Origin of the sequence: Streptomyces sp. NPDC021019 (assembly GCF_044333295.1) — a bacterium.
Taxonomy (GTDB): domain Bacteria; phylum Actinomycetota; class Actinomycetes; order Streptomycetales; family Streptomycetaceae; genus Streptomyces.
The window spans coordinates 580,696-595,276 of record NZ_JBIRQR010000002.1; the positions used below are offsets into that span (position 1 = coordinate 580,696).

Genomic DNA, 14,581 nt, shown 5'->3' on the forward strand with positions numbered 1-14,581 from the left:
CCACCGGCCCCTCTCAGGGGGCGGCGGCCTTCTCGCCGCCGCGGTCCCCCCGGTCGGGAGGCGGAGGGGGCCGTGTCCTCCACCTCGGCGCCCGCGCGCGGGCGCGTCACAGTGAGTGACGAGGAGTCGGCACTCCCGCTCCGCCTGGCCCGCGCCCTGGACGGCCGCCACCCGGTGCGGTCCGTACGGGTTTCACCCTGCGTAAAGCGGCAACCAGAGTTCCATGTCTCCCAGAACCCGTTCAGGAAGCAGTTCAGCGGCTCGTGTCGTCGCCGTCGTGGCCGACATTCTGGCCTTCGTCATCATCCTCTGGATCCTGATGTACCTGCTGGACGCCAACCGCGGCAACGACTTCGTGCAGTGGGTGCACGACGCGGCCCGCTGGCTGGCGGGCTGGTCGTACGACCTGTTCACGTTCGACAGGGCGTGGGCGAACGTCGTCACCGGATACGGCCTGGCAGCCGTCGTCTACCTCTTCATCGGCCACGCGGTGGCGGGCCGGCTCCGCCGCGGCTGAACAGGCCTCGTCCCACGGCGTGTTCGGTGGCGGGCCGGCGCTTTCAGCGGCAGCAGTCCGGCTCCAGGCCGACCGGCAGCCGCTCGCCGCCGAAGACCGCGGTGGTCGCCTCGTCCCCCCCGAGCGCGGCCACCGCGAGCAGCAGGGAGCCCGCCGTCCAGGTGGTGAGCTCTTCGGGCCAGAAGGCGCGGTCGCCCTCGAAGACGTAACCCGTCCAGTACAGCCCGCCCTCGGCGCGCAGGTGCTGGACGGACTGGAGGATCTCCAGCGCCCGGTCCGACTCCCCCGTCATCCAGAGGGCCAGAGCGAGTTCGCAGCTCTCGCCGCCGGTCACCCAGGGGTTGGGCAGCACGCAGCGCACCCCGAGGCCGGGGACGACGAAGCGGTCCCAGCCCTCCTGGATGCGGGCGGTGGCCTCGGCCCCGGTGACGGCGCCGCCGAGGACCGGGTAGTACCAGTCCATCGAGTAGCGCCCCTTGTCGAGGAAGCGCTCGGGGTGGCTGCGGATCGCGTGGGCCAGCGCGCCGGTCGCCAACTCCCAGTCGGGCTGCGGCTCCTCGCGGCGTTCGGCGATGGCCAGTGCGCAGCGCAGCGCCTGGTGGATCGAGGACGAGCCGGTCAGCAGCGCGTCGCCCACGGGCGTTCCGTCGGGCTCGCGCTTCCAGCCGATCTGCCCGCCGGGCTGCTGGAGTCCGAGGACGAACTCGACGGCCGCGAAGACCGTGGGCCACATCCGGTCGACGAACGCGTCGTCGCCGGTGGCGAGGTAGTGGTGCCAGACGCCGACGGCCACGTACGCGCAGAAGTTGCTCTCCCGGCCCCGGTCGGTCGGCTGTCGCGGATCGCCGTCGTGGTAGGCGGCGTACCAGGATCCGTCGGCGTTCTGGTTGCGCGCGAGCCAGTCGTAGGCGCGGGCCGCCGCCCCGTGCTCGCCGGCCGCGTCCAGGGCCATCGCGGCCTCGGTGTGGTCCCACGGGTCGAGGTGATGGCCCCGGAACCAGGGCAGCGCCCCGTCCTCGCACTGCACGGCGGCGAGCGCGGCAACCGTCTCGTTGGCCTGATCCGCCGTCAGAACGCCCGGCAGGACGAGGTGTTCGGTCTGTTCGGGAGGAGTGCTCACGCCTCGGCCTTCGGCAGGTGCGGCTTGGTGGCGTAGGCGACGAAGCTCTTGCCGACGACCGGGTTGAGGAGCTGCTCGGCGACCCGGGTGGCGAGCGGCTTCTTCATGATGTCCCAGACCAGCAGCTTGTGGTACGCCCGCACCGGCAGCGCCTTGTCGTTGTCCACGCCGAAGGCGCACTTGAGCCACCAGTACGGCGCGTGCAGGGCGTGGGCGTGGTGGGTGCCGTACGGCTTGAGTCCGGCCTCGCGGATCCGGGCGAGGAGCTGATCGGCCTTGTAGATGCGGATGTGGCCACCCTCGACCTCGTGGTAGGCGTCGGAGAGGGTCCAGCAGACCTTCTCGGGGCCGTAGCGCGGGACGGTGATCGCTATCCGGCCGCCCGGCCTGAGCACCCGGACCATCTCGGCGAGGACGCCCTTGTCGTCCGGGATGTGCTCCATGACCTCGGAGATGATCACGACGTCGAAGGAGTCGTCGGGGAAGGGCAGGTTGAGGGCGTCTCCCTCCATCGCGGTGGCGGTGGCGCCCTCGGGGGCCTCTCCGGCCTCCTTCATCGCGGCGAACCACCTGGCGACCTCGCGGATCTCCTCGGCGTTCCGGTCGAGCGCGACGACCTGCGCGCCGCGCCGGTAGCACTCGAAGGCATGCCGGCCGGCACCGCAGCCCAGGTCGAGCACTCGGTCGCCGGCGGCGAGCGGGAAGCGGGTGAAGTCGACGGTCAGCACGGGGGCCTGCCTTCGAGGTCGGAGGTACGGGTTGCGACGATCGGGTCCGCGGTCGCCCGGGGGCCCGCGGTCACCTGCGGATTCCGCGGGCGGTGATCGCCTGACGGTACAGCTCGGCCGTTCCGGCCGCCGCCCGGGCCCAGGTGAAGTTGGCCAGCACCCGCTCGCGGCCGGCCGCGCCGAGCCGGGCGCGCAGCTCCGGGCCGTCCAGCAGCCGGGCCAGTGCTCCGGCCAGCGCGTCCGCGTCGCCGGGCGGGACCGCGAGGCAGGTCTCCCCGTCGCGGCCGGAGACCTCGGGGATCGCGCCGCCGGTGGTCGCGACCAGCGGGGTGCCGGTGGCCATGGCCTCGGCGGCGGGCAGCGAGAACCCCTCGTACAGGGAGGGCACGCAGGAGACCTGCGCGCCGCGCACGAGGTCGACCAGCTCGGCGTCGCTGATGCCCTTGACGAACTCAACGGCGTCCGCGAGCCCGTGGCGCTCGATCGCGCGGGCGACCGGGCCGTTCTCGGCGCGCTTGCCGACGACGACGAGGTGGGCGGCGGGGTTCTCGGTGCGGAGCTTGGCGAGGGCGTCGACGAGGTGGACGAGGCCCTTGAGCGGGACGTCGGCGCTGGAGGTGGTGACGATGCGGCCGGGCACCTCGGGAACCGAGGGATCGGGGGACCACAGGTCGGTGTCGGCGCCGATGTGGACGACGCTGATCCGGTCGGCGCGTACGCCGAGGTCCTCGACGATCTCGTCGCGGGAGGAGCCGGAGACGGTGAGGACGGTGTCCAGCTTGCGGGCGACCCGCTTCTGCATCCGGGTGAAGGCGTACCAGCGGCGTACGGAGGCGCGCCGGCGGCGGCTCGGCGCGGCCGCCAGGTCGAGCCTGCGGTCCACGGTGATGGGGTGGTGGATCGTCGTCACGAGCGGGGCCCCGAGGTCGCCGAGGAGCCCGTAGCCGAGGGTCTGGTTGTCGTGGACGACATCGAACTCTCCACGCCGGGCCAGTAGATGGCGTCGGGCGCGCAGGCTGAAGGTGAGCGGCTCGGGGAAGCCGCCGGTCCACATGGTGGCGACCTCGGCCAGGTCGATCCAGTCGCGGTACTCGCCGGGCTTCGGAGTGCGGAAGGGGTCGGGCTGTCGGTAGAGGTCGAGGCTGGGCAGTTCGGTGAGCGGAACGCCCTCGTCGAGCACCGGGTAGGGCTGCGCGCCGATCACCTCGACGCTGTGGCCGAGGCGGGCGAGCTCCCGGCCGAGGTGGCGGACGTACACGCCCTGGCCGCCGCAGAACGGATTGCCCTTGTAGGTGAGGAGTGCGATGCGCAACGGCCGGTCGCCGGTCCCGGTGGAGCTGCCGTCGCCCGTGCGGGGGCCTGTCTCTATGGCCTCAGCGGTCACACTCGGCCCCCTTCTGACTGCGTGTTCGCCGGAGCGTAACCGGTCGCGCTAATCTAGAACAAGTTTCAGACTTGATAGAACAGGTCGCATACTTGATCGTTCGACGTGCATCGAATCTACCGGCAGGTAGCGTCGGCGCGAGAGCCGGATCAGGTGATTCGCGCCACGACGGACGCCCTGGCATGCTGTGCGCGCCCGCCCGGACCGCTTCGTCGTTCCGGGCGCGGGATCAGGCCATGGATCACGGATCGTGGATCGGGGACAGCATGACCGCGGACGCCAGACCGGCAGCGCCTCCGCTGACCGAGCGCCAGGAGGCCCGTCGACGCCGCATCCTGCACGCCAGCGCCCAGCTGGCCGGCCGGGGCGGGTTCGAGGCGGTGCAGATGCGGGAGGTGGCCGAGGCCGCCGGAGTCGCGCTGGGCACCCTCTACCGCTACTTCCCGTCCAAGATCCATCTGCTGGTCGCGACCATGCAGGACCAGCTCCAGCACCTGCACACCACGCTCCGCAAACGTCCGCCGGCCGGCGACGACGCCGCCCAGCGGGTGGCCGAGACGCTGATGCGCGCCTTCCGCGCCCTGCAGCGCGAACCGCACCTCGCGGACGCCATGGTCCGCGCCCTCACCTTCGCGGACCGCAGCGTGAGCCCCGAGGTGGACACCGTCTCCCGGCTGACCACGGCGATCATCCTGGACGCGATGGGCCTGGAGGACCCGACCCCGGAGCAGCTCTCCGCGGTCCGGGTCATCGAGCACACCTGGCACTCGGCACTGATCACCTGGCTGTCGGGCCGGGCCTCGATCGCCCAGGTGAAGATCGACATCGAGACGGTCTGCCGCCTCATCGACCTGACGGCGGAGCCGGGCCGGAGCTGAGGAGCGGCCCGTCGGCGGGGTGGGCCGCTCCTCAGCTCCGGCCCGGCCCGTCGGCGCCCGCGAGGGCCACCACGGCCGCACGGCGGTGGTCCGTCCACTCCGTCAGCCGCGCGTCGTCCCGCCCGGCCTTGAACAGCGCCTCCCGCCGGACCCACAACCGCAGCAGCGCCGGGCCGGGGTCCGGCTCGGCGCGGGCGGCGTCCACCTCGGCCTCGGGCAGCAGCCGCCGCAGGACGGACGGGGGCCCCGGCCGGCGCGTCAGGGGTTCCACGTCGATACCGACCGGGCCGGGTCCGACCGCCGCCGCGGCGAGTCCGTCGGCATGGCTGAAGCTCGCCCCCAGGCCGGGGTGGTCCGGGAGATACGGCCGGCCGTGCCCGTCCCTCCCGCACCCGGGGCAGCGCTGGGCCGGCTCCACCGCGTCCGGCGACAGCCCGGTGGCCCGGGAGGCGCACAGCCGCAGCAGCAGGCGGGCCGCCACCACGTCGTCGCGGCGGCGCGGCACCCGGATCCCCGCGAGCCGCCGCCGCTCCCACGGGGCGAGCAGACGCTCGTCGAGCTCCGGGTGTGCCAGCACCTCCGCGGTGGTCGCCACCAACGCGAAGGTACCGGCGGCCGCCGACGGCGCGGTGGCCGTGCCCTGTTCGCGGGGCGGCGGGGGAGGGGTCACCGGCCCGGACTCACCCGGCGGGTGCCTCCGCCAGGTCGCCGACGTCGAGGAAGCGCTCCTTGACACGGGCGAGGGTGCGGAAGTCGTCGATGGTGACCTCCTGCAGATCGATGCCGCTGCCCGAGATCTCCTCCAGGAGGTCGATGAACTCCAGGAAGTCCATCGAGTCGATGAGGCGGGCCTCGATGAGGTCCTCCTCGACGCCGATCGGGCCGTCGAGTCCGGGGTTCTTCTCGTTGAGCCACGCTACGACACGTTCCATGGGAGAAGTCGCTCCTCTTGCTTCTGTTCGGGTGACGGCCGGTCGGCCAGGGCTGAGGATCGGGTCAGGCACCGGCGGCGCGGAGCCGCTCCAGGGCCTGCTCGGCGGTGCCGTGCGCGAGGATCATCGCGTGCACCCAGCGCTCCATGCCGAAGGCGACGCAGGAGCTGTACGCGGGACCGTGCGAGCCGGCCCGGATGCCCAGCCGCTCGCCGAAGAAGTTGCGGTGCCGGTTGACGGAGGCGATGGCCGTGCCGTCGGGGGCGCTGTACTCGTACTTCACCGGGTCCAGGGCCATCAGGCGGGCCCGCGAGCCCCCGTTGTCGTAGAACGGGTCGTCGGCCGCCGCCCGGGTCAGGGTCAGACCGAGCCGTCCCGCTACCTCCTGGACGAACTCCCCGCCGCGCTCCTGGTGTTCGGTGGCCCCGTCCTTGGTGCCGAGGTAGATCACCTCACGCATGTGGAATCCCCACAGGCGGCGCAGGCCGTCGTAGTGGGTCTCGTTGCGGAAGCAGCGGCCGACCGCCGAGAGCCTCAGCCCGTCCTCGCCGACGTCCTCGCCCTCCAGGGAGAGCAGCAGCCCGTAACAGGTCGCGGACGGCAGCACATGGCCGGTCGGGTGCAACGGCAGGTCCTGGGGCGACCCGCCGGAGGCCAGACCGTCGAGCGCCTCCGGGCCGAACCGCCCTGCGGAAACGCCGAGATGGGGGAAGTTGCGGAAGAAGTCGAGCCGCGCCAGCCCCTCGACGGACAGCAGGGGCGGCCCCACCACCTCGGGGGCGGCGAGCCGCGCGGCGAGGCCGGTCAGCAGATCGTCCAGGCCCCGCAGCAGTGCGGTGCGGACCGGGTCCAGCGTGATCAGCCCGGCACCGGGACTCTTCAGCGTGATACCCGGCAGGGCCGTGATGCTGGATGTGTTCATGGAACCGCGTCTTTCTCGGTGTGGGCCGGCAATCGGGACACCCCTCGGGCGTACGGACCACATCGCCGTTTCGTCGGCGGTCCCGAACAGGTCCGTGACTGTCCGGAGTACGGGCAGAAGTACAGGAGACAACCCGGCACGAACCCGACCGCGCCCTTGGACATTAGGCCCGTCGCTCACGTGTTGTCTAGACCAAAAAAACCGAACGGCAGGTATTGATTCCGTGGCAGACGGGTAGCGAACGGCATCTCATATCCCCATATGTGGTTGGCACTTGACAGGCCGGGCGGTCTGGACCAATCCTGCTGAGCGACGTGGTCATGGCTCCTCCCGCCACGGCACTGCCATCCGTCCCGCCGCCCGCGGCGACCCCGCTCCCCCGGGGTCGCCGCACGGCCGGCCGAGGAGAAGGACCTGCCATCAACCTCATGACGACCCCCGCCCCTCGCCGTCGGCCCCGCCTGCACCGCGCGGCATCGGACATCCCGTACTTCAGCGCGGACGGCGAGGCCTACCTCGCGCAGACCGCCCTGCGGGAGCTCGACAAGTCACGCCCGCTACGGGTGCTCTCCGAGGAGGACTTCGCCCACTGGCAGACGTACGGATACGTCATCGTCCGGGAAGCGATCCCGGCCCCGGTGGCGCGTCGACTGCTGGACTTCACATGGGACTTCCAGGGCCTGGACCCGGAGCGGCCGGAGAGCTGGTACGAGGACCGGCCGCTGCGCTCCGAGCTGGACCAGCAACTGCGCATCTACGGCTTCGTGGAGGCCTACCACCACCAACTCCTCTGGGACAACCGGCAGTCGCAGCGGGTCTACGACGCCTTCGTCGACGTATGGGACTGCGAGGAGCTGTGGGTCACCCTGGACCGGCTCAACCTCAACCCGCCCAACCGGGGCAACCGTGACCGCGCCCTGATCGAGCCGACGGACCGGGGCTTCGACATCGAGCTCCACTGGGACATCGACACCACGCTCGCCGTCCCGCCGCAGCGAGTGCAGGGCATCATCGCGCTCAACGACACCCGGCCCGAGACGGGCGGCTTCCAGTGCTGTCCGGAGCTGTTCCGGCAGTTCGACACCTGGAAGACCGGCCAGCCCGGGGACCGGGACCCGCTGCGCCCCACCATCGACCGCGACGAACTCCCGGTCGTACGACCGGATCTGCGCCCCGGCGACCTGCTCATCTGGAACGGACTGCTGGCCCACGGAGTGGCGCGCAACCTCTCCGAGAACGGGGTGCGGGCCGTGCAGTACCTGTCGATGATGCCCGCGCTGGAGGAGCACGAGCGGCTGCGCAAGTCCCGCGTGGAGTCCTGGCGCCACCTGCGCACCCCGCGCTGGAACCGGACCCTGGTCGGCGACCCCGTGCTGCCCGAGGCCAAGCGCTACCCCACGGCCGAGCTGAACCCCCTGGGCAGCCGGTTGCTGGGGCTCGCCTCGTGGCAGGACCCGGTCGAGGACGCCGAGGACACGGCACCCGCCGCGCGGAGCGGGGAGCCTTCGTGCGCCGCGTCTGTCTGACCCTGCCCACCCACCGGGCCTGCGCCGGCACCATCGCGGCGGTCGCCGAGGAAGCGGCCTACGGGGCACGACGGTTCGGCGTCGAGGTGCACTTCCTGATCCTGGACTCCTCCCCCGCGCCGGTGCTCGCCGAGCACCGGCGGGCGGTCGCCGCGCTGCCCCCGTCCCCCGGTGTGACCGTCCACCACCTCGACGAGGACGGGCAACGGGACTTCCTGCGCGCGGTGATCGACCGGTCCGGCGGAGACCGGCCGGACCGGCTGCTGGAACTGATGCTGCCGTCCCGCGTCTCCTACGGTGCCTGCACCAACCGGGCGTTCCTCATCGCCGAGGCCCTCGGCTGCACGTCCGTGCACCGCAGGGACTCCGACAGCCGCTACCAGCGGTTCGACGGCGCACCGGTCTACCCGCTCCACGAGGAACTCACCTACCTCGGCCAACGCGCCGACGACGTACGCGGGTCGGCGACCCGGAGCAAGCTGCCGCCGGGGGCCGGGGGTCGGCGGGTGACGATGACCGGCGGCTCCTTCGTCGGGGAGATGTCGGTGGACGTCGCGGAGATCCGCGACCTCGACCCGGCCACGTACCGCGAACTGATCGGCCTGTCGATCCCCGAGGGATACCCGGAGATCTGGCGCGGCCATCTGATCGACGAGTCCTTCCGGGGCGCCGGGGACACGACGTTCGACGGCGACCGCACCACGCTCGCCCCCGTCAGCCCGATGCGCGTGGACATGTGCAACATCGCACTCGACCACGAGGTCTACCGCCGTGTCCCGCTGCCGCCCGCCACCGACACCATCGGCAGCGACTACTTCCTGATCCACCTCCTCCACGACGCCAGGATGCCCGGCGTCCAGCACAGCCGGCACATCGTCAACTTCCACACCGAGGAACGGCGTACGGACGACGGCTTCCTCGCGTACCAGGTGCGCTTCGTGAAGTTCCTGCTGTCCAAGGCGTATCTCAACGCCGTGTACGCGAGGACGGCGGCGGCGGGTGACGCGCTGCTCGACGCCGAGGGCCACATCCGGGCGGGCGAGATCGCCGGGTTCGTCCGGGACAGCACCGGCCTCGACCGCGCGTCGAGCGCCCACCGCCTGGACGTCCTCGACGACGCCTACCGGCGGCTCGGCGACCGCTACAAGACGGTCGCCGACATCCTGGTCGAACGCCGCTCCCGGCTCCTGGACGAGGCCCGCGACGACATGGCCGACTTCGCGCTCCTGATGGACCACTGGGAGGCGTTGACCCGTGCGAGCGCGGACGTGGGCCTGGCCGTGACCCGATGACCCCCGCCGCCGGCAAGGACACCATGCACCAGAACCCCCCGCACACCACCACGACCACGGTCACCGTCGCCTACGCGGGCGGTGAGGAGCGCCGGGGCCCCCTCACCATGGGCCAGGCCAACATGATCCGCTGCATCCAGCGGGACGACCCCACCCACATCAACATCCACGATGTGTGGCCCGCCCCCGAGGGCACCACCGTGGAGGCCGTCACCGACGCCCTGCGGGCCCTGGCCGGGCGCCACGAAGGGCTGCGCACCACGTTTCCGCATGCCCCGGGGTCCGCACCGGTCGAACAGGTCGTGGCGGCCGAGGGCACGTTCACGGTGACCGTCCTCGACCACGCCGAGTTCCCCGCTGATCCGGCGGGGTACGCGGAGTCGGTGGCGCGGGCCGCGCGGGCCGGGCGCTTCGCCCTGGAGCGGGAGTTCCCGCTGCGGATCACCCTGCTCACCGTGGCCGGAGCGCCGGTCCACGTCGCGCTGGCGTTCAGCCACGCGGTGGCGGACGGCAGCGCGATGGCCATCCTGCGCGAGGAGTTCGCCGAGCTGCTGGCGGGCAAGGAGCTGCCGGGGCTCACGTCCCTCCCCCCGGTCGACCTGGCCGCCGTGGAGGCGTCCCCCGCCGGGCTGCGGAAGTCGGAGGCTTCCCTGCGGTACTGGGAGCGGATCATCCGCACCGGGCCGCAGGAGATGTTCGCGGAGCCGCGCGGCAGGAGGCCGGGGACCGACGAGGCGGCCCGGCAGCTGACGCTCCGCTCCCGCCGGGGCGGCCGGGCGCTCGCCGGGACGGCCCGCCGCACCGGGCACCCCGAGGCCACCGTGCTGATGGCCGCCTGGTGCGCCCTGGTGGCCCACCGGGCGGGCCAGGACAGCTGTGTCACCGCCGTCCCGAGCGCCAACCGGTTCCACCCGAGGGTCGCCCGTTCGGTGACCACCACGTCCCAGGACGCGCTGCTCCACCTGGATGTCCGGGCGCCCGGCTTCGACGCCCTGGTCGCCCGTACCTGGGGGGCGGTGCTCAACGCCTACCGGCACAGTCAGTTCGACTCCGTACGGCTGTGGGAGATGATCGACCGGGTCACCGCCGAGCGCGGCAGCCACTTCGGCCGGGACGTGGTGTTCAACGATGTGAGCGCCCTGCCCGCCCCGCTCCTGGGCACCGACACGCAGGACCGCGACGACGCCGAGCAGGAGCTGACCTGGGGGCCGCCCCAGACGCTGCCGACCCGGCTGCTCGCCTTCACGTACCGGACAGCGCCCCAGCTGCACATCTCTCTGTGGGCCGCCCCCACGCTCTTCACCCCCGAGGAGGCGGAGGGGTTCCTCTCCGGGCTGGTCCTGCTCCTGGAGGCGGCCGCCGCCGGGGACGTGCCGATGGAGGCACTGTCCGAGGTCACGGGAGTCCGTCCCGCCGAACGCGGGCCCACGTGGCTCCGCGTGGACGGCTGCTGGGTCTCGCCCGCCGCCGTGCGCGAGACCCTCGGCCGGGCGGCGGGCGGACTGCCGGTGCGGGTGGTCGAGGAGCTCGGACCGGACGGGACGGCGGACGCCACCGCGGAGGGGGCGGCCGGCGCGGAACCGCGCCTCACGGCTTACATCGCCCGTGGTGACACCTCGCTGACGCCCGAGGAGGCCCACCGGGCGCTGACCGCCCTCATCCCGGCCGCCGGTTCGGGGGTCCTGGCACCCCACCGCTACGTACTCGTCGAGAACCCACCCGCCGAGCAGGACCGGAGCGACGCCTGGCGTCGACTGGAGATCATCGAGGAAGGGACCGGCAGAGGCCGGCAGGTACGACATGAGCGTTGACGACTCGACCCTTCCACAGAAGCGGGAATCACTGCCCAGCCCCTGGCGGTCGACCCGGTTCCGGCTGTTCTTCACGGCCCGCAGCGCGTCGCTGCTGGCCGACGGCATGCTGATGGTCTCCCTCACCACGGCCGTGCTGGGAGCGGGCCACGGGGCGACCGGCGTCGGCTACGCGCTGGCCGCCTGGATGACCCCGATCGTCCTGCTGGTGCTTTTCGGCGGGGTGCTGGCCGACCGGTTCACCCCGCAGCTGATGATGATCTGCGCCGACCTGGTCCGGATGCTGGCCATGATCACGCTGGCGGCGCTGCTCTTCTCCTCCGACCGCGTCCCGCTGTGGCAGATCATGGCGCTGATGGCGCTCAGCGGCGCCGCGACCGCGATGTTCCAGCCCGGTATGGCGAGCATGGTTCCCCGGGTCGCGGAGGACATCCAGAAGGCCAACGCGCTGCTGCGCATCTCCGAGGCCCTCAGCACGCTGCTGGGCCCCGGTCTGGCGGGCGTCCTCGTCGCGTACTGGCAGGTGTCGGGCTCGTACCTGGTCATCGCGGCGGCGTACGCGCTCAGCGCGGCGGTCCTGCTGCCCCTGCGCAAGCTGCACACGGTCCGCGACGAGGGCGACGCCCCGATGTGGCGCAGGCTGGCGACGGGCTGGCAGGAGTTCCGGTCCCGCCAGTGGCTGTGGGGCGTCATCGCGGTCTGGTCCGTCTACGGCCTGTTCGTGTTCGGCCCCGCGCTGCCGCTCGGCGCGGCGCTGATGATCGAGCAGCACGGGGCGAGCGGTTACGGCTGGATCGCCTCGGCGGACGGTGCCGGGACGATCATCGGCGGCCTGATCGGCATGCGGGTCCGCCCGAGACGCCCGCTGGTGGCCGGGGCCCTGGCCATGCTCTGTTTCGCGCTCAACCCCCTGGCCCCGGCGCTCGAATGGTCCTTCGCGGCCACGGCGATCGCCCACGTGATCGCGGGTTACGGCTTCGCGTTCTGGGGCGTGATGTGGGCGACCAGCGTCCAGTCGCACATCCCGCTGACGGTCCTGAGCCGCGTCTCCGCGTACGACGTCGCCGGCTCCATCATGGTCATCCCGCTCGGCCGCGCGCTGGCGGGCCCGGCGGCGGACGCGTTCGGCGCGAACGAGGTGCTGATCTTCTCGTCGGTCATGTCGTTCGTCCTGCTGGCGGTGATGCTCAGCGTCCCGGCGATCCGCGCGCTGCGCAGGGCCCCGGAGACCCTGCTGAGCAAGCCGGAGGCCGAACCGGCGGTCTGACCCGGCGCCAACGATGGAACGACGTACCGGTCAGACCCGCATGACCGGTACGTCGTACCGCGGGACCCAGTCGTTCCGGGTGACGAGGGCCGGGCGGTGGGCCTACGCCTGAGCGACGAGCAGCGGGGCGAAGGGGTCCTCGCGACCGCCACCCGAATGGTGGGTTGACGGTGACGATCACTCCGGACGGCACGTCGGCCGCCTTTCGTTCCCGTGCCGTGTCCCTCACAGGGGCTCGTGGGGCTGGTGACCCGATCCGAGTAGTCACCGTTTCCTCCGGAGGTGCTCTTCCAGATCGCCGGCACAATACGAGCGGTTGGCAGCCGAGCGGTGTGGGCCCCCTCACTCCTCCGGCGGAAAAACCACCTCCCCCGACCCCGCCAGCGTCAGCGTGATCGCCTCCACCGGGCAGCCCTCCGCCGCCGCGAGGACCTCCTCGCCCGCGTCCCGGTCCTCGGCGGTCGGGTGGGACTGGCGGGCCGAGTCCAGGTGGAAGGCGTCCCCCGCGTGGTTGACGCACATGCCCGATCCGATGCAGACCGAGCGGTCGACCTCCACGTGCCAGCGGTCGCCCATCACGCCTCCCGGTAGCCGGCGGGCAGGTGGATCATCTTGTGCTCGAGGAACTCGCCGTAGCCCTCGGGGCCGAACTCACGCCCCAGGCCGGAGTTCTTGTAGCCGCCGAAGGGGCCGAGCATGTCGAGGCTGAAGGTGTTCACGCTGTACGTGCCCGTACGGACCCGGCGGGCCACGTCGATGCCGCGTTCCGTGTCGGCCGTCCAGACGCTGCCGCTGAGGCCGTACGGGGAGTCGTCGGCGATGTGGACGGCCTCGGCCTCGTCCTCGTACGGGATCAGGCAGATCACCGGGCCGAAGATCTCCTCGCGGGCGACGCGCATGGAGTTGTCCACCGAGCCGAAAAGGGTGGGTTCGACGTACCAGCCCCGCTCCTGGGAAGGGGGGCGGTTGCCGCCGGTGAGGATCTTGGCGCCCTCCTCCTGGCCCAGCCGGATGTAGTCGAGGGAGCGTTGTCGCTGGCGTCGGGACACCAGCGGGCCCAGTTCGGTCGTGGGGTCGAGGGGGTCGCCGACGCGCAGGGCTCCGGCCGCCGCCGCGAAGGCTTCCGCCATCTCGTCGTAGCGGGAGTTCGGGGCCAGGATGCGCGTCTGGGCCACGCACGCCTGGCCGTTGATCATCCAGGCGAAGGGGACGATGCCCGCCACCGCCGCCTCCAGGTCGGCGTCGGGGAGGATGACCGCTGCCGACTTTCCGCCCAGCTCCAGGGTGACGCGCGTGAGGTTGCGGGAGGCCACCTCCATCACGCGGCGGCCGGCCGCCACCGAGCCGGTGAAGGAGACCTTGTCCACGTCCCGGTGGCCCACCAGGTATTCGCTGACCTCGCGGTCGGCCGGGAGGATGGAGAGGACCCCGGGCGGCAGACCCGCCTCCGCCGCGATCTCCGCCAGGAGGTAGGCGTCCAGGGGGGTTTCCGGTGAGACCTTCAGGACCGCCGTGCAGCCCGCCAGCAAGGCCGGGGCCAGCTTGGCGGCGGCCGTGAACTGCGGGACGTTCCACGGGACGACCGCCGCGACCACGCCGACCGGTTCGCGGCGGACCAGGAGGGGGCCGAGGACGCCGTCGCGTCGTTCCTCGTGCGGGAAGTCGCGCGCCACCGTGATCGCCGAGTCCCAGACCATCATCGCGGCCAGCGCCTGCACCATGACGCTCGAACTGTACGGGGTGCCGTTCTGGGCGCTGATCAGGCGCGCGAACTCCTCGTGGCGTACGGCGAAGGCGTCCTTGATCCTGGTGATCACCGCGATCCGCTCGTCCAGGCCCATCCTCGGCCAGGGGCCCTCGTCGAAGGCGTGGCGGGCTGCGGCGACCGCCCGGTCCACATCGCCCTCGGAGGCGTGCGGCACGCGGCCGATGACCTGTTCGGTGTGCGGGGAGACCACCTCGATGACCTGGGTGCCGAGCGGATCGGTGAACTCCCCGCCGATGAACAGTTGTCCGTGTTCCACGAGCTCCGTGGGTTCCGTAAGTTCCGTCATGGCTGTCGCCTCCCGCGAACCCGTGCACCCGAAACTGACTGTTCGTCAGAATTGATATCAGTTCTCATTCGAGGAGTCCACGGCGCGGACCGTACCCGGGGGCGAATAGTTGGCAGACCTGGACTCCCACTGGAACGAGTTCTCGTTACA

General features: G+C 72.0%; 13 protein-coding genes and 1 pseudogene. 6 read left to right on the forward strand and 8 right to left on the reverse strand.

The genetic code is table 11. The annotated features are described in order from the left end of the window. Window positions 1-223: 223 nt before the first annotated feature. On the forward strand, window positions 224-517 hold the full coding sequence (locus ACH4RG_RS13525; protein ID WP_397916581.1) for a hypothetical protein: 294 nt from the start codon (window positions 224-226) through the stop codon (window positions 515-517). Between the two features lie 43 nt (window positions 518-560). Here the strand turns inward: ACH4RG_RS13525 and ACH4RG_RS13530 are convergent, their stop codons facing one another. From ACH4RG_RS13530 to ACH4RG_RS13540, 3 genes are all read right to left on the reverse strand, one after another. Further along, the gene (locus ACH4RG_RS13530; protein ID WP_397916582.1) at window positions 561-1,637 is read right to left on the reverse strand and encodes a prenyltransferase; all 1,077 of its coding nucleotides are present in this window, start codon (window positions 1,635-1,637) and stop codon (window positions 561-563) included. Continuing rightward, complete coding sequence (locus tag ACH4RG_RS13535) at window positions 1,634-2,365, reverse strand: class I SAM-dependent methyltransferase (protein WP_397916583.1); 732 nt, start codon at window positions 2,363-2,365, stop codon at window positions 1,634-1,636. The genes ACH4RG_RS13530 and ACH4RG_RS13535 overlap by 4 nt, the downstream gene beginning before the upstream one ends. A 70-nt stretch (window positions 2,366-2,435) precedes the next feature. Next, a complete protein-coding gene (locus tag ACH4RG_RS13540; protein WP_397916584.1) occupies window positions 2,436-3,749 on the reverse strand; it encodes a glycosyltransferase family 4 protein in 1,314 nt (437 codons plus the stop codon). A 266-nt stretch (window positions 3,750-4,015) separates the two neighbouring features. Between ACH4RG_RS13540 and ACH4RG_RS13545 the strand changes: the two genes are divergently transcribed. Then, the gene (locus ACH4RG_RS13545) at window positions 4,016-4,627 is read left to right on the forward strand and encodes a TetR family transcriptional regulator (RefSeq protein ID WP_397917221.1); all 612 of its coding nucleotides are present in this window, start codon (window positions 4,016-4,018) and stop codon (window positions 4,625-4,627) included. On the opposite strand, the pseudogene ACH4RG_RS13550 reads toward ACH4RG_RS13545, so the two are convergent. The 3 genes and pseudogenes from ACH4RG_RS13550 to ACH4RG_RS13560 form a co-directional block, all read right to left on the reverse strand. Then, window positions 4,593-5,297: pseudogene (locus ACH4RG_RS13550) on the reverse strand (4'-phosphopantetheinyl transferase family protein). The gene ACH4RG_RS13545 and the pseudogene ACH4RG_RS13550 overlap by 35 nt on opposite strands. A gap of 10 nt (window positions 5,298-5,307) precedes the next feature. After that, on the reverse strand, window positions 5,308-5,559 hold the full coding sequence (locus tag ACH4RG_RS13555; protein WP_397916586.1) for an acyl carrier protein: 252 nt from the start codon (window positions 5,557-5,559) through the stop codon (window positions 5,308-5,310). Between the two features lie 64 nt (window positions 5,560-5,623). After that, window positions 5,624-6,481 carry a hypothetical protein gene (locus tag ACH4RG_RS13560; RefSeq protein ID WP_397916587.1) on the reverse strand — a complete coding sequence of 286 codons (858 nt, stop codon included), beginning with the start codon at window positions 6,479-6,481 and terminating at the stop codon, window positions 5,624-5,626. A 428-nt stretch (window positions 6,482-6,909) separates the two neighbouring features. Between ACH4RG_RS13560 and ACH4RG_RS13565 the strand changes: the two genes are divergently transcribed. Genes ACH4RG_RS13565 through ACH4RG_RS13580 form a run of 4 tightly spaced genes read left to right on the forward strand, consistent with a single transcriptional unit; the run spans window position 6,910 to window position 12,377 of the window. Next, window positions 6,910-8,007 (forward strand): phytanoyl-CoA dioxygenase family protein, encoded by a 1,098-nt coding sequence (locus ACH4RG_RS13565; RefSeq protein WP_397916588.1) that lies wholly within the window; start codon window positions 6,910-6,912, stop codon window positions 8,005-8,007. Next, window positions 7,989-9,299, forward strand: a complete 1,311-nt coding sequence (locus ACH4RG_RS13570; protein WP_397916589.1) for a DUF6271 family protein — start codon at window positions 7,989-7,991, stop codon at window positions 9,297-9,299. The genes ACH4RG_RS13565 and ACH4RG_RS13570 overlap by 19 nt, the downstream gene beginning before the upstream one ends. Continuing rightward, window positions 9,296-11,110, forward strand: a complete 1,815-nt coding sequence (locus tag ACH4RG_RS13575) for a condensation domain-containing protein (protein ID WP_397932134.1) — start codon at window positions 9,296-9,298, stop codon at window positions 11,108-11,110. Before ACH4RG_RS13570 ends, ACH4RG_RS13575 begins: the two co-directional genes overlap by 4 nt. Next, the gene (locus tag ACH4RG_RS13580; RefSeq protein ID WP_397932137.1) at window positions 11,100-12,377 is read left to right on the forward strand and encodes an MFS transporter; all 1,278 of its coding nucleotides are present in this window, start codon (window positions 11,100-11,102) and stop codon (window positions 12,375-12,377) included. Before ACH4RG_RS13575 ends, ACH4RG_RS13580 begins: the two co-directional genes overlap by 11 nt. A 342-nt stretch (window positions 12,378-12,719) precedes the next feature. Here the strand turns inward: ACH4RG_RS13580 and ACH4RG_RS13585 are convergent, their stop codons facing one another. Continuing rightward, on the reverse strand, window positions 12,720-12,953 hold the full coding sequence (locus tag ACH4RG_RS13585) for a ferredoxin (protein ID WP_018958253.1): 234 nt from the start codon (window positions 12,951-12,953) through the stop codon (window positions 12,720-12,722). Beyond that, entirely contained in the window at window positions 12,953-14,431 is a 1,479-nt protein-coding gene (locus ACH4RG_RS13590) for an aldehyde dehydrogenase (protein WP_397932151.1), read from the reverse strand. The genes ACH4RG_RS13585 and ACH4RG_RS13590 overlap by 1 nt, the downstream gene beginning before the upstream one ends. Window positions 14,432-14,581 lie beyond the last annotated feature (150 nt).

What these genes read in the sequence shown, in the direction of transcription:
- ACH4RG_RS13525 (WP_397916581.1), top strand. Translation starts at nt 224, where the DNA reads ATGTCTCCCAGAACCCGTTCAGGAAGCAGTTCAGCGGCTCGTGTCGTC.
- ACH4RG_RS13545 (WP_397917221.1), top strand. Translation starts at nt 4,016, where the DNA reads ATGACCGCGGACGCCAGACCGGCAGCGCCTCCGCTGACCGAGCGCCAG.
- ACH4RG_RS13555 (WP_397916586.1), bottom strand. Translation starts at nt 5,559, where the DNA reads ATGGAACGTGTCGTAGCGTGGCTCAACGAGAAGAACCCCGGACTCGAC.
- ACH4RG_RS13560 (WP_397916587.1), bottom strand. Translation starts at nt 6,481, where the DNA reads ATGAACACATCCAGCATCACGGCCCTGCCGGGTATCACGCTGAAGAGT.
- ACH4RG_RS13565 (WP_397916588.1), top strand. Translation starts at nt 6,910, where the DNA reads ATGACGACCCCCGCCCCTCGCCGTCGGCCCCGCCTGCACCGCGCGGCA.
- ACH4RG_RS13575 (WP_397932134.1), top strand. Translation starts at nt 9,296, where the DNA reads ATGACCCCCGCCGCCGGCAAGGACACCATGCACCAGAACCCCCCGCAC.
- ACH4RG_RS13580 (WP_397932137.1), top strand. Translation starts at nt 11,100, where the DNA reads ATGAGCGTTGACGACTCGACCCTTCCACAGAAGCGGGAATCACTGCCC.
- ACH4RG_RS13585 (WP_018958253.1), bottom strand. Translation starts at nt 12,953, where the DNA reads ATGGGCGACCGCTGGCACGTGGAGGTCGACCGCTCGGTCTGCATCGGA.
- ACH4RG_RS13590 (WP_397932151.1), bottom strand. Translation starts at nt 14,431, where the DNA reads ATGACGGAACTTACGGAACCCACGGAGCTCGTGGAACACGGACAACTG.